The following is a 13,650-nucleotide window of genomic DNA, read 5'->3' on the forward strand; positions in this document are numbered from 1 at the left end:
TCGTGCGGGGGAAGGGTGCCGGTCAGGGCAGGCGGTTCGCCGTGGTGTCGGTCCGGGCGGTGAACGACGCCGTGACCGGGGCCTCGTCGGAGTGCTGCGGCGCGAGACGCGTGCAGATCCCGGCGATGACGGCCATGCCCACGAACATCGCGATGACGGACCAGACGCTGCCGGTCCAGGCGATGAGCTGGGTCGCGAACCAGGGCGAGAATCCGGCCCAGATGGCGGCGCCGACGCCGTACGACAGCGCGATCGAGGTGTAGCGCGCCTGCGGACGGAACATCTGGGCGAGGATCGCCGCGATCGGGGCGTAGGTCGCACTCATCGCGATGCGCACGAGCGAGGCGAAGAGGAAGATCAGCGGCTCCACGCGACCCGGCATCAGCAGCAGGAAGGGCGCGAAGGTCAGCACCGAGGTGATCAGGCCGATGTACATCACGTTCTTCCGGCCCCACTTGTCACCGAGCCAGGCGACCGGCAGCGTCACGACGAACTCCACGAAGGAGGCCAAGGTCATCGCGTCGAGGATGACCTGCTCGCTGATCGCGATGGGCTCGCCCGTCGCGTAGGCGGTGGCGAAGGTGGTGGCGAGGTAGTAGCCGCCGGTGGAGATGGGCAGGATGCCGATGCCGAGGAGGATCGGCTTCCAGTTGACGCGGAGGGCGAAGGCGAGCGGCATGGACTGCTTCCGGCCCTCGATCTTCTCCTCGAAGACCGGCGACTCCTCGACGCGATACCGGACCCACAGACCGACGCCGATCAGCACGATCGACAGCAGGAACGGGATGCGCCAGCCGCCGTCGATGATGAACGTGTCGCCGCCGCGGGCCATGATCGCGAAGATGCCGGAGGCGAGGAGGGCGCCGGCCGGGTTGCCGAGCTGGGTGAAGCCGCCGTAGAACGTCTTCGACTTCTCGGGAGCGTGCTCCACGCTCATGAGCACCGCGCCGCCCCATTCGCCGCCGACCGCGAGGCCCTGGATGGCGCGGAGCAGGATGAGGAGGATGGGCGCGAGGATGCCGATGTTCTCGTATGTCGGCAGGCAGCCGACGAGGACGGTCGCGGCCCCCATCAGCAGCAGCGTGATGACGAGCGAGACACGCCGACCGAGCTTGTCGCCGATGTGGCCGAAGACGATGCCGCCGAGGGGGCGAACGAGGAAGGCGACCGCGAACGTCGCGAACGCCGCGGCGGTCTCGGCCAGGGGGTCGTCGCTCGGGAAGAACAGCGGGCCGAAGACGAGGGCGGCGGCCGTGGCGTAGACGTAGAAGTCGTACCACTCGATGGTGGTGCCGACGAAGGCGGCGAAGCCGGCGCGGCGCGCGCGGCTGTGGACGCCGCTTCGGGGGGTGGGGGTAGTGGTCATGGACCCGCTCCTTCGCGGATGGTGTCGGATAGCGAAGGATGCTACGGACGTGGAGCATCGGGAGCAAGGGCAGAACTCCAGCGATACGCGTCATTCACTGGATTTGTGTGAGACGCATCGCGCACTCCGGGCCTTCCGCTCGGTCGAACAGCGCCCTACGCTGAGGTTCTGCGGGGGCGAGCGTGCACTGCGGGGAAATCGACGGAATCGGACGGCACATGGACTTCGACGCGGAACTCATCCGGGCGCTGCAGGAGGACGGCCGCGCCAGCATCCTCTCCCTCGCCGAGCGCGTCGGGCAGTCCCGCGCCATCGTGGCGGCTCGTCTGCGCACGCTGCTCAGCGACCGCACGGTGCGGGTGGTCGCGGCCGTCGACCCCGTGTTCCTCGGGCAGCACGTGCTCGCCCACGTGTCGATCCGGACCGACGGGGCCGTCGAGGTGGTCGCCGAGCACCTGCGCGACATGTCCGAGACCGTGCTGGTGTCGGCGGTCGGCGGCGCCCACGACATCGTGACGGAGGTGCGGGTGGGCTCGATGTCGGAGCTGCACGACCTGCTCGCGCGCATCCGCGGGAGCGCCGGCGTGCTCGACATCAACACCATCATCTACTCGACCGTGATCAAGGGGTTCTTCGTCTCGGAGTACCACGGCGGCGTGACCCTCGACGGCATCGACGAAGCCCTCATCGAGCACCTGCAGTCCGACGGGCGGATGAGCTTCCGTGCCCTCGGCGAGCAGGTGCGGCTCTCCCCCAGCGCGGTCGCCACCCGGGTGCAGCGGCTCATCGACGCCGGTGTCATCAAGATCAGTGCCGTGGAGGCCCGAGGCCTCGCGCACCGGCAGCTCTCGATGGGCGTGGGCATGACGCTCGGAGACGACGACGAGGCCGTGATCGATGAGCTGCGGCGGGGGCGCGGCGTCGACTTCGCGGCCCGGACCCTCGGGCGGTTCGACGCCGTCGCGACCCTCGTGGAGCCCTCCGCCGGCGCCCTGTATGCGAGTCTCGAGCGGCTGCGCGCGCTCCCCGGAGTGACCCGGATCGAGGCGTGGCTGCATCTCGCGGTGCTCAAGGAGGACTACGCCCGCACCCTCCGCCCCCTCCGCACCGACTGACCCCGGCCCCGTCCGGCCCCGTCCCCGTCCGGTCCCGCCCGGGATCAAAACTGCGCCTCGTTCACCCATCCCCGGCACGTTTCTGCACACTCACCGCGAGGGGTTCCCCACGCGGGATGCAAACGGGGCTTCGGAAGCCGCGTGGAGGACCCTTCTTGATCCGGCACCCTCGGCACTTCCACCGGGAAGAGTTCTCGGTGCGGGATGAATATGGGGCGTCGGAAGGCTCGGGGAGGGGCCTTATCGATCCCGGGACCGGGGCGAGACCGGGAGCGGGGCGGGTAGGGGGGTCAGGGGGTGAGGGGGGCGAGGAAGGCACGGCGGACGGCGGCGACGTCGGCGTCCTCGCGCGTGGGGTGCACGCGGTTGAGGAGCAGCACGCCGTAGGCGCCCGTCTCGGGGACGACCGCGAAGCACGTGCCGGTGAAGCCGGTGTGGCCGACCGCATCAAGGTCACCCATCCACGCGGCATCGCGCACGCGCAGACCGATCGCCTGGCCGTAGCCGGCGTCGGCCTGGACGGACGGGGTCGTCATCCCGCGGAACGACTCCCGTGACAGCACTCGCCCGTGCGTCCCCTCGCCCTCATCGCGGAGGAGACGGGCGAGAGCGGCGACGTCCCCCACCGTGCCGAACAGTCCCGCGTGGCCGGCGGGACGGCCGAGTGCATGGGCGAGCTCGTCGTGCACCGCACCGCGCACGTTCCCGCGGTGCGGCTGCGTCTCCGTGGCGACCGCCTGCTCCCGCTCCGGAGCCGCGGTCAGCGACGCGGCGCCGATCCCCGTGGCCACCTCCGCCCAGAGCGCCGCGAGCGGCCGCCCGGAGACCCTTTCCAGACAATCTCCGGCCGCGATGTACCCGACGTCGGAATACAGATGGCGAGCGCCCGGCTCGGCACCGAGCGCCCGACGCCGCACGCGGGCACGCAACTCGTCCCCGCGCAGGCCCTCCCGCCACTCGCGGCCCTCCGCCGGCAGCCCGGAGGTATGGGTGAGGAGGTGCCGGAGGGTGATCCGCTCCGCTCCGGTGCCGCTGCCCACCGGGAGGACGCGCTCGACGGGCTCATCGAGGTCGATCACGCCCGCGTCGACGAGCCGCAGCGCGGCGATGGCGGTGAAGACCTTCGTCAGCGATGCGAGATCGAACAGGTGCGCGGCGGTGAGCGGAGCGGGATCGTCGTGCGCCGGAGACCCGAGGAGCTGCAGCTCTTCCGCGCCCCCGGCGACCGCCCGCACCGACGCCCACGCCGAGCCCGGGGCTCCGTTCACCATGATCCGCCTGCGGCCGTCACTTGCTCATGCCGGAGGTGAGGCCGTTGATGATCTGCTTCGTCGCCAGCAGGAACAGCACCACGAGCGGGATGGTGGCGATCGTGAGTCCGGCGAACAGCTGCGGCCAATCGGTCGAGTACTCCCCGAAGAACCGGGTCAGGCCCACGGGGAGCGTGTACGAGTCGCGGTCGCGCAGCAGGATCAGCGGGTAGAAGAAGTCGTTCCAGACCGGCACGAACCGGAAGACGATCACGGTCGCGAGCGCCGGGCGCACGAGCGGCAGCAGGATCTGCAGGAACGTGCGCAGCGGTCCGGCGCCGTCGATGCGCGCGGCCTCCTCCAGCTCGATCGGCAGCGCCCGGAAGAACACCGTCAGCACGAAGGTGGTGAACGGGATGCCGAGGGCACCGTAGACGAGGATGAGGCTGAAGACGTTGCTCGTCATCTTGAGCGCGTCGAGCAGATAGAACAGCGGCAGGATCGCCAGGTGCACCGGCAGCATGAGGCCCGAGAGGAACACGGCCTCGATCCCGCGGAAGAACTTCGCCCTGGCCCGCGCGAAGGCGTAGGCGGCCAGCACCGACACGACCGTCGTGACGATGACCGACCCGACCGTGACGGTGATCGAGTTGACGAAGTACGTGTCGAACGAGGCGGTGATCCACGCGTTCTGGAAGCTCGTGAACGTCGGGGGGACGGGGAGTCCGAGCGGCTCGGTGGCGATCTGCTGCTGCGTGCGCAGGGAGTTGTTGACCATGAGCAGCAGCGGACCGATCGCGACCAGCGCATACCCCCACAGGAACACGTTGGCGAGGAGGCGGCCCACGAATGGGGTGTCGTTCGTGCGACGGGAGCGGCGCCGCGGGGCGGAGGGCCGGCCGGAGACGATCGCCTCGGTGGTCGTTTCCTGACGGGTGTCGAGGGCGGTGCTCATCAGAACAGCTTTCGTTCGGCGCGGCGCATCGTCGTCGTGATGACGACGGAGATGACCATGATGAAGATGAACAGGACGGTCGCGAGGGCCGAGGAGACCCCGATGGAGTTCGGGTTCCCGGACTCGAACGCGGTGCGGTAGAACAACAGCATCATCACGTCGGTGGAGCCGGCGGGAGCGCCGTTCGACCCGGCGAGCGCGAACGGGATGGCCATCGCCTCCATGCTGCCGATGAAGGTGAGCACGGTGATGATGCCGATCGTCGGCGTGAGCATGGGGAGCGTGATGTAGCGGAAGCGCTTCGCGGCCGTGGCGCCGTCGAGCGACGCCGCCTCCTCGATCTCCTCGGGGATGCCGCCGAGGGCGGCGCCGTACAGCAGGATGGGGAATCCGATCCACTGCCAGGCGCTGACCAGCACGATGACCCAGATCGCGAGCTGCGGATCGCCGAGCCACGGCAGCGCGAGGCTCTCCAGGCCGACGCCGCGGAGGATCGCGTTCACCGGCCCGAACAGCGGAGACAGCATCAGCGACCACAGGTAGCCGATGACCATCGGACTCACGAGGTAGGGCAGGGCGAAGATCGTCTGGAAGAACCGCTTGGTGCGCTTGCGGCGGTGCAGCAGGGTCGCGATGCCGAGGCCGAGCGAGTTCTGGAAGACCAGGGCGCCGGCGAAGAGCAGCAGGTTGTGGCCGAACGCGTTCCACAGCTCGGAGGCGTAGGGCTCCTTGGTGAGGAGCGTGAGGTAGTTGCCGATACCGGCGAATCCACCCTGCTTGGTGCCCTGCCAGTCGAAGAACGAGTAGCTGAGCGCGGCGAGCATCGGGTAGAGGATCAGCACCGCGAAGAGCACGGCGGCCGGGAGCACGAACAGCGCGGCCGTCGGCGTCGACAGCGCGATGCCGGTGCGGGGGCGCCGGCTCTTCGGCGGGCGCACGGGGAGGGTCAGAGCCATGGGGGGTCCTTCGCTCGTGGTGGGGCGCCGGACGCGGCGCCCCACCACGCTCGGATCAGGAGGAGGGGGTGAACCAGGTGGAGATGCCCGACTGCAGGTCGGCGCCCAGCTGCTCCGGGGTCTTCTGACCGAGGAACATGGCCTGAATGTCCGGGCCGAGCACCGCGGTGCCGGTCGGGTCGCCGTACCGGAAGTCGACGAGCAGCAGGTACGGAGCCGGGTTGGCGGTGTACTGCTCGTTCATTTCCTGCATGAGCGGGTCGGAGTACTCCACCCCGGGGAGCGCGGAGAACTGGTCGACCTCGTCGGCGACGAGGTGGCCGAACTCCTTCGTCGTCATCCAGTTGAGCAGCTCGGTGGCCGCCTCCTGATTCTCGCTGGCCGCGTTGATGCCGAAGCTGCCGTCCGCGTAGCCCGGGGTGACCGCGTGGTCGAGAGCACTGTCGGGGGACGGCGGGACCTCGTAGACGCCCCACTCGGTGTCGGGCGCGGAGCTCTGGAACGTGGGCAGGTCGAACGAGCCGCCGGGCCACTGCGCGGCCTGGCCCGAGGTGAACTGCAGGACGGCGTCGGCGACGGCGATCGCGTTGACGTTCTTGTCGAGGTACTTCTGCATGTCCTGCACGATCTGCAGCGAGGACACGTAGGCGGGGTCGGTGAAGTCGACGTCGCCGGCGAGTACCTTCTCCTCGAAGTCCGCACCGCCGTAGTGCGCCGAACCGACGATGTCGTGGAACATCGGCAGGACCCAGTCCTCGCGGGCGCCGAGCGCCATGGGGGTGACGCCCTCCTTGAGAAGGGTCTCCTGCAGCTCGATGAACTCGTCCCAGTCGGTGGGCTCCTCGAGGCCCATCTCGTCGAACATGGTCTTGTTGTAGAACATCTGCATGGTCTGGTACGCGAAGGGGACGCCGTAGGTCTTGCCGTCGTCCTTGCCCTGGGCCGCGCGCAGGACCGTGGGGTCGAACTGGTCGAGACCGTCGACGATGTCGTCGATCGGCACGATCTGCTCCGACTGGATCGCCGACTGCACGCCGCCATAGGCGCGCAGCATCGCGATGTCCGGACCGTCGCTGCCCTCGAGGCCGGTGGCGAGGATCTGGTTGTACTCGGTGGGCTGGAAGCCCTCGAACTCGATGGTGACGCCGGGGTGGGACTCTTCGTAGGCGTCGAACACGGCCTCCCACTTCGGGGACGACGAGGCCTGCCAGGACCAGATAGTCAGGGTGACATCATCCTGACCATCGCCGCTCGAGGCTGCGGGCGCGCAGCCGGCGACGGCGAGTCCGGCGACCAGGATCCCTCCGGTGAGAGCGAGGCGGACGGGGCGGTTTCGCATGGTGTTCCTCTCGGGTGACGTCTTCGTCGCGGCACGGGGACGATGCCGACACTGCCACTGTGGGCAATCTCTTACAAAAATGCAAGCGTTTCTGAAAATTCCTACCGAGTGCGGACCCGACCTGCCATCATGGGCTCGTGCCGAACAGTGTCGTGACAGCCATCCATCAGCGCCTCTCCGCGCTCACCCCCACGGAACGTCGCATCGCCGAACGCGTGCTCGCCGAACCGCAGGCGGTCCTGGAGAACTCCATCACCCGCCTCGCCGAGGAGTGCGGGGTGTCGGTCGCCAGCGTCGCCCGCTTCACCCGCAGCCTCGGGTTCCCCGGGTACCCCGACCTGCGGATCGCCCTGGCCGGAGAGCTCACGCGGAGCGCATCCGAGCGCGAGCGCTTCCAGGTGTCCGCGGGGGATGTGAGCCGCCACGACGACGCCGCGACCACGGTGCGCAAGATCGCCTTCGCGGAGGCCGAGGCCATCGAGCGCACCGCCCGCCAGCTCGACATCGCCGAGCTGGAGCGGTGCGTCGCCGTGGTCCGCGGCGCGCGTCGTATCGACATCTACGGCGCGGCCTCCAGCGGACTCGCCGCGCAGGACCTCGAGCAGAAGCTCCATCGCGCCGGCCTCGTCGCCCAGGCGCGGACCGACCACCACCTCGCCCTCACCGGCGCCGCGCTCCTGGACGATCGGGACGCCGCGATCGCCATCTCGCACTCCGGCCGCACCCTGGAGATCGTGCAGGCGGCCGAGGTGGCCGCCGCCGCCGGCGCCACCACCATCGCCATCACCAACAACCCGCGCTCGCCGCTCGCCCGCGCGTGCGCGCACACCCTCGTCACGGCGGTGTCGGAGTCGACCTTCCGCTCCGGCGCGATGGCCAGCCGCATCGCCCAGCTCGCCGTCCTCGACTTCCTCTACACGCGCATCGCCCAGGCCGACTACGACCGGATCTCCGCGAACCTCCAGCGCACGCACGACGCCGTCACCGCTCACAGAATCGATTGATCATGCAGCTCGGAATCGACCGCCTCCTCCACGACGACCTGACGCAGCCGCAGCGGGACCGCCTCCGGGGCGCCCGCCTCGGGATGGTCACGAACGACCTGGCCCTCACCTCGACCCTCGCCCGTGGACGCGCAGGCCTCGCCGACGCCGGATTCCCGCTCACGCTCCTCTTCGGCCCCGAGCACGGCCTCGACGGCCGGGCCAGGGAGGGAGAGCTGATCGGGGATCTGCGGGACACGCTGACCGGGCTCCCGGTGCGCAGCCTCTACGGCGCGGACGTGCGTCCCGCGGCCGCCGACCTCGCCGACCTCGACGTCGTGCTCGTCGACCTTCCCGACGTGGGTGCGCGTTTCTACACGTACATCTGGACGATGAGCCATGTGCTCGAGGCGTGCGCAGACGCGGGCGTCGCCGTGATGGTGCTCGACCGCCCGAATCCGCTCGGCGGACGCCTGGAGCAAGCCGACGGGCCGATGCTCGACGAGGCGGCGAACTCGCTCGTCGGGCGGTGGACGATGCCCGTCCGCCATGGTCTGACGATCGGCGAGCTCGCGCGGCACTGGGTGCGCACGCGCCGGATCGACGTGGAGCTGCACGTCGTCGAGGTGCAGGGATGGACGCGCGATCAGACCGCCCTCGGCCGGCAGGAGCTGACCTGGATGCCGCCCTCGCCGAACCTGCCCAGTGCCGCGACCACCCTGCTGTACCCCGGCACGTGTCTGGCCGAGGGCGTGAACGTCTCCGAGGGTCGCAGCACGGCCGTGCCCTTCCGCGTCATCGGCGCCCCGTTCATCGACGCCGAGGAGTACACGACCGCGTTCGTCGAGCTCGCCCTTCCCGGCGTCACCGCATCCCCCTACGGCTTCACCCCTCTGGTGCGGGATCACGCCGGCGAGGCCTGCCAGGGGCTCCTCCTGCATGTGACCGACCCGGTCGCCTTCCGGCCGGTGCACACCGGCGTCCGCCTGCTGTCGCTGCTCGCCACCCTCTACCCCGAGGCCCTGGCCGAGCGGGCGCTGGTGCCGATGCCCGGGGAGTCCGACTGGTCCCCTCTGGAGAAGCTGTTCGGGGTCGAGGGCGCCTTCCGCCGGATCACGGCGGGCGAGTGGGACGAGCCGGAGTCGCTCGCGGTGCCGGACTGGCCGGGGCTCGTCGACGCCGACCTCCTCTACCGCTGACCGGCAGCCGCGCGGACGTCAAGGGGATGGCGGCGCGCGCGGCCGCCGCGCAGGATGGCCGGTATGACGGACGACGGCCCCGCGCCCACCGCGGACGGACACCACATCGTCGTGAACGGCCGGCGGTGGCGCGCCACCGATCCGTCGATCCCCGAGAACCTGCGGCAGGAGCTCGTCGACGAGCTCATGGCCGCACGGCGCGCGGTGAAGGCGGCGGAGCCCGACGCCCGCCGTCGCGTGCAGGATGCGAAGACCGCCCTCGGCGAGCGGGGTGCCCCGTGGTGGGAGGAGCCCTCCGCGGCGCAGGCCGAGGAGCGGATCGCCGCGACGATGCGCGCCCTCACCCGGAAACGCGCGGACTCGTCGATCTGCCCGAGCGACGTCGCCCGCGCGGTCGGCGGCGAGGAGTGGCGCGACCGGATGCCCGACGTGCGCCGCGTCGCCGCGGACCTGGCCTCCCGCGACGTCGTGGTCGTCACGCAGAAGGGCGAGCCGGTCCAGATCGCCGACGCCCGCGGACCCGTCCGCATCCGCCGCGGCCCCGCCCTCTGAACGCCCCGGGCGCCCGACGCCGACGGCGCGCCGTCACCGGGCGTTCACCGTCCGCGGCCAGACTTCGACCATGACCTCACCCGATCCCGCGGCGGGCGCCCCCGAGCCCGTGGCGACAGCGAACAGCGGCGCCGTGGCCGTCGTCGGCCTCGATCTGCGCGGAGACACCCCCGCACCTCGGAAGCAGGTGTACTCCTGGGCGCTGTGGGATTGGGCGACGCAGCCGTTCAACACCGTCATCCTCACGTTCGTCTTCACCGCGCTGTACCTCGTCAGCGCCTCGTTCCTGCCGCCGGAGATCGCCGCCCTCGACCCGAGCGACCCGGTCCGCGTCGCCGCGGAGGCCGACCTCGCCTCCGGTCTCGGACTGGGTTCGACGATCGCCGCGCTCGGCATCCTCCTGCTCGCCCCCGTCCTCGGTCAGCGCGCGGACGCCGCCGGACGACAGAAGCTCTGGCTGGGCATCGGCACCGGCGCTCTCATCCTCTGCATGCTGGGACTGTGGTTCGTGGAGCCGCAGCCGGCCCTGTTCTGGCTCGGCGTCGCGCTGATCTCCGCCGGTTCCGTGTTCGGCGAGATCGCCGCGGTGAACTCCAACGCCATGCTCATCGGCATTGCGAACCCGAAGAACGTCGGCCGCATCTCCGGCCTGGGCTGGGGCTTCGGCTACCTCGGCGGCATCATCGCCCTCGTCATCGTCGTCCTGCTCGACACCTTCGACTGGTTCGGCATGTCCACCGACAACGGCCTCGCGTACCGGCTCATCGCCGTGGGATGCGCGGTCTGGGCGATCGTCTTCAGCATCCCGATCTTCCTCAACGTGCCGGAGCCGTCGCTCGGTCGGCCGGAGCGCAAGGTGGGGTTCTTCCGCTCCTACGTTCTCCTCGTCCAAGACGTGATCGGCCTCTACCGCGACCCGCAGACCCGGTCGACGTTCTGGTACCTGCTCGCCAGCGCCGTGTTCCGCGACGGCCTCGGCGGGGTCTTCGCGTTCGGCGCCATCATCGGCACCGCGGTGTTCCGGTTCGGCACGCAGGACATCATCGTCTTCGGCATCGCCGCGAACCTCGTCGCCGGCGTCTCGACCATCATCGCGGGGCGCCTCGACGATCGCCTCGGCCCCAAGCGGATCATCCTCGGCTCGATCGGATCGATGGTCGTCGCCGGCCTCGCCGTGTTCCTGCTCCGCGACGCCGGGTCGCTCGTGTTCTGGATCGGCGGCCTCGTGCTCTGCGCCTTCGTCGGCCCGGCGCAGGCGGCGGCGCGCTCCTTCCTCGCCCGCGTCACCCCGGCAGGCCGGGAGGGCGAGATCTTCGGTCTCTACGCCACGACCGGCAGGGCCGCGAGCTGGATGGCCTCGGCCGCCTGGACCGTGCTCATCGTCTCGACGAGCCAGACCGCCTACGGGATCCTCGGCATCATCATCGTGCTCATCATCGGGTTCCTCCTCCTGCTCCCGGTGAAGGCGCCGCGCTGAGCCCGCTCCGGGAGTCGGACGGGTCGGGCGGGAGTAGCCTGACCCGGTGACCGTCGTCCTCGCCTTCCTCGCCAACATCCTCGTCGCGATCGCGAAGACGGTCGCCGCCGTCATCACCTCGTCCGCGTCGATGGTGGCCGAGGCCGCGCACTCGTGGGCGGACGCGGGGAACGAGGTCTTCCTGCTCATCGCCGATCGACGCGGCGCGAAGACCAAGGACGCCCGGCATCCGCTCGGCTACGGCCGCAATGCGTTCGTCTGGTCCCTCATCGCGGCGTTCGGCATCTTCACCGCCGGCTCGATCGTCTCGATCATGCACGGCATCCAGGAGCTGTCCGACTCCGGCCCCGTGGAGAGCCCGGTCGTGGCGTACATCGTGCTCGGGATCGCCTTCGTGCTGGAGGGGGCGTCGTTCACACAGGCGATGGTCCGCTCCCGTCGGCTGGCCCAGGAGCGCGGATCCTCCACGTGGGACTTCGTGCTCGAGACGAGCGACACCACGCTCCGGGCGGTGTTCTTCGAGGACTCCGCCGCCCTCATCGGCCTCGTGCTGGCGGGCGGGTCGATCCTCCTGCATCAGCTCACCGGTGTCGCCGCATGGGATGCGATCGGGTCGATCCTCGTCGGGATCCTGCTGGGCATCGTCGCCGTGATCCTGATCGGACGGAACATCGCGTTCCTCGTCGGCACGTCGGTGTCCCCCGCCCTGCGCTCCCGGGTCGGCACGGCCCTCCTCGGCATGGACGACATCGAGCGGGTCACCTACCTGCACATCGAGTACGTGGGGCCGAACCGGCTGTTCCTCGTCGCCGAGGTCGACCTCGCGGGCGATGCGCGCGAGCACGACGTGGCCCGGCGTCTGCGTGAGGTGGAGCGGCGGATCGAGGCGCACGACGCGGTGGAGACCGTCGTGCTGTCCCTCTCGGTGGACGACGAGCCCTCGCTGGACTTCGCCCGCGCGTGAGGCCGGTCAGGCGCGCCAGTTGTCGGCGAGCTTGGTGAGCAGCCGCGCGAGCTCCGTGCGCTCCTCCGGGGTGAACGACTCGAGCGCGCGACCGAGCAGCTCGCGGCGTTCGCCCCGCATCCCGCGGGCCAGTCGGCGCCCCTCGTCGGTCAGCGCGATGCGGGTGCGGCGGGCGTCGTCCGGGTCGGCCTCGCGCCGCACGAACCCAGCCTGCACGCCCTGCTGCACGAGCCGGGACGCCCGCGGCTGATCCACGCCGATCGCCTGCCCGAGCGCGCTCACGCTGAGGGGTTCCGGCGCGGCGGCGAGGGCTTCGAGCATGCGGAGACGGGCCGGTCCGCCGAGGCGGCCGCCGTCGGCCATCCACGGCGGCATCCCCGGGTGGCCGCGGTGATGGGCGAAGTGCTCGCGCGGGTCTCCGTGGGGCCCGTGCCCGTGTGCACCGCGGGGCCCGTCGTGCTCGCGGCCGCCGGGTCCGGGTCGGCGTCCGCGCAGTCGGGAGAGCGCCTGCGCGATCGCTTCGGCGGCGTCGGGGGACGCGGGGTCGATCGGATCGGTGGCCATGCCCCGAGTTTACATGCAGCTTGACATGCGTCTCGGTTCCATGTCACACTGCATGTACATGCACAGTGACATTGATATGTCGGATGACATCCGTCATCGGTGCACCACAGACGACGAAGGATCACCATGAACACCACTGCAGACAGCACTTTTGACAACACCTCCCGCCCGTTCGGTTTCTGGCTCAAGGCCGTCGACCGCCTGATGGCACAGGACTTCGCCACTGTCTTCGCCGCGGAGGGCGCGACCCGCCGCGACTGGCGGCTGCTGAACGTCGTCGATGGCTCGGTACCCGCCCGCCGCCCGTTGAACCCGCACAAGCTGCACGATCTCATCGACCGCGGCTGGGGTCGAGGCGGACGGCGACGGATGGGCGCTGACCGACGAGGGCCGCGCGGCGAAGGAGCGTCTCGGCGCCGCCGTCGACGGCATCCGCGCGAAGGTCGCCGACGCGGTCTCCGACGAGGAGATGGCGACGACCCTCGCGGCGCTCGAGAAGATCGCCCGCGCCTTCGGGTGGGACGAGGAGACCCCTCTCCCCCGGAAGCAGCGCCCCGGGTTCGGCTTCGGCCCCCGCGGCGGCTTCGCTCGCCGGCACGGGCACGGGAACGAGCACGGGCGCGGCTTCGGGCACGGCTTCGGGCACGGGGACTTCGACCCCCGGCACGGCTTCGACCCCCGGCACAGCTTCGGCCCCGAGGAGGGCTTCGGCCCCCGGCACGGCTTCGACCGTCACGACGGAGCCGAGGAAGGCGGGTACCGCGGGCGCGGTCACCACGACGGCCAGGGGCACCGCGACCACGGTCACGCACACCGCGACCACGGCCGCGGTCACGGGCACGGGCACGGCCACCGCGCGCAGCGGATGGCGGAGCGCGCATTCGAGCGTGGCTTCGACGCCGGATTCCGCCACGGCCACGCCGCCTGACC

General features: G+C 70.6%; 13 protein-coding genes. 6 read left to right on the forward strand and 7 right to left on the reverse strand.

The genetic code is table 11. The features are described from left to right. Positions 1-22: 22 nt before the first annotated feature. Positions 23-1,366, reverse strand: a complete 1,344-nt coding sequence (locus AB0300_RS06910; protein ID WP_062765608.1) for an MFS transporter — start codon at positions 1,364-1,366, stop codon at positions 23-25. Between the two features lie 218 nt (positions 1,367-1,584). On the opposite strand from AB0300_RS06910, the gene AB0300_RS06915 reads away from it, so the two are divergent. Then, positions 1,585-2,481, forward strand: coding sequence for an Lrp/AsnC family transcriptional regulator (locus AB0300_RS06915; protein WP_126893938.1), 897 nt, complete (start codon positions 1,585-1,587; stop codon positions 2,479-2,481). Between the two features lie 290 nt (positions 2,482-2,771). On the opposite strand, the gene AB0300_RS06920 is transcribed toward AB0300_RS06915, so the two are convergent. From AB0300_RS06920 to AB0300_RS06935, 4 genes are read right to left on the reverse strand one after another with little or no spacing between them, the layout of a single operon-like run. Beyond that, positions 2,772-3,752, reverse strand: a complete 981-nt coding sequence (locus tag AB0300_RS06920) for a serine hydrolase domain-containing protein (RefSeq protein ID WP_366215722.1) — start codon at positions 3,750-3,752, stop codon at positions 2,772-2,774. 16 nt (positions 3,753-3,768) lie between these two features. After that, positions 3,769-4,686, reverse strand: coding sequence for a carbohydrate ABC transporter permease (locus AB0300_RS06925; RefSeq protein WP_366215723.1), 918 nt, complete (start codon positions 4,684-4,686; stop codon positions 3,769-3,771). After that, positions 4,686-5,642, reverse strand: a complete 957-nt coding sequence (locus tag AB0300_RS06930) for a sugar ABC transporter permease (protein WP_025102684.1) — start codon at positions 5,640-5,642, stop codon at positions 4,686-4,688. Before AB0300_RS06930 ends, AB0300_RS06925 begins: the two co-directional genes overlap by 1 nt. A gap of 55 nt (positions 5,643-5,697) precedes the next feature. Then, a complete protein-coding gene (locus AB0300_RS06935; protein ID WP_366215724.1) occupies positions 5,698-6,981 on the reverse strand; it encodes an extracellular solute-binding protein in 1,284 nt (427 codons plus the stop codon). A gap of 137 nt (positions 6,982-7,118) precedes the next feature. On the opposite strand from AB0300_RS06935, the gene AB0300_RS06940 reads away from it, so the two are divergent. The 5 genes from AB0300_RS06940 (at position 7,119) to AB0300_RS06960 (ending at position 12,156) form a co-directional block, all read left to right on the forward strand. Next, a complete protein-coding gene (locus AB0300_RS06940; RefSeq protein WP_029989136.1) occupies positions 7,119-7,985 on the forward strand; it encodes a MurR/RpiR family transcriptional regulator in 867 nt (288 codons plus the stop codon). Positions 7,986-7,987: 2 nt separating this feature from the next. Further along, a complete protein-coding gene (locus AB0300_RS06945) occupies positions 7,988-9,163 on the forward strand; it encodes a DUF1343 domain-containing protein (RefSeq protein WP_366215725.1) in 1,176 nt (391 codons plus the stop codon). Positions 9,164-9,226: 63 nt separating this feature from the next. Continuing rightward, on the forward strand, positions 9,227-9,715 hold the full coding sequence (locus tag AB0300_RS06950; protein WP_025102688.1) for a DUF3253 domain-containing protein: 489 nt from the start codon (positions 9,227-9,229) through the stop codon (positions 9,713-9,715). 70 nt (positions 9,716-9,785) lie between these two features. Further along, the gene (locus tag AB0300_RS06955) at positions 9,786-11,192 is read left to right on the forward strand and encodes an MFS transporter (RefSeq protein ID WP_366215726.1); all 1,407 of its coding nucleotides are present in this window, start codon (positions 9,786-9,788) and stop codon (positions 11,190-11,192) included. A 46-nt stretch (positions 11,193-11,238) separates the two neighbouring features. Next, positions 11,239-12,156 (forward strand): cation diffusion facilitator family transporter, encoded by a 918-nt coding sequence (locus AB0300_RS06960; RefSeq protein WP_366215727.1) that lies wholly within the window; start codon positions 11,239-11,241, stop codon positions 12,154-12,156. A 6-nt stretch (positions 12,157-12,162) separates the two neighbouring features. Here the strand turns inward: AB0300_RS06960 and AB0300_RS06965 are convergent, their stop codons facing one another. Then, positions 12,163-12,720 carry a MarR family transcriptional regulator gene (locus tag AB0300_RS06965; protein ID WP_366215728.1) on the reverse strand — a complete coding sequence of 186 codons (558 nt, stop codon included), beginning with the start codon at positions 12,718-12,720 and terminating at the stop codon, positions 12,163-12,165. A gap of 331 nt (positions 12,721-13,051) precedes the next feature. Further along, on the reverse strand, positions 13,052-13,633 hold the full coding sequence (locus AB0300_RS06970; RefSeq protein ID WP_366215729.1) for a hypothetical protein: 582 nt from the start codon (positions 13,631-13,633) through the stop codon (positions 13,052-13,054). Between the last annotated feature and the right edge of the window lie 17 nt (positions 13,634-13,650).

The organism is Microbacterium sp. NPDC078814 (assembly GCF_040702645.1).
Classification (GTDB): Bacteria; Actinomycetota; Actinomycetes; order Actinomycetales; family Microbacteriaceae; genus Microbacterium.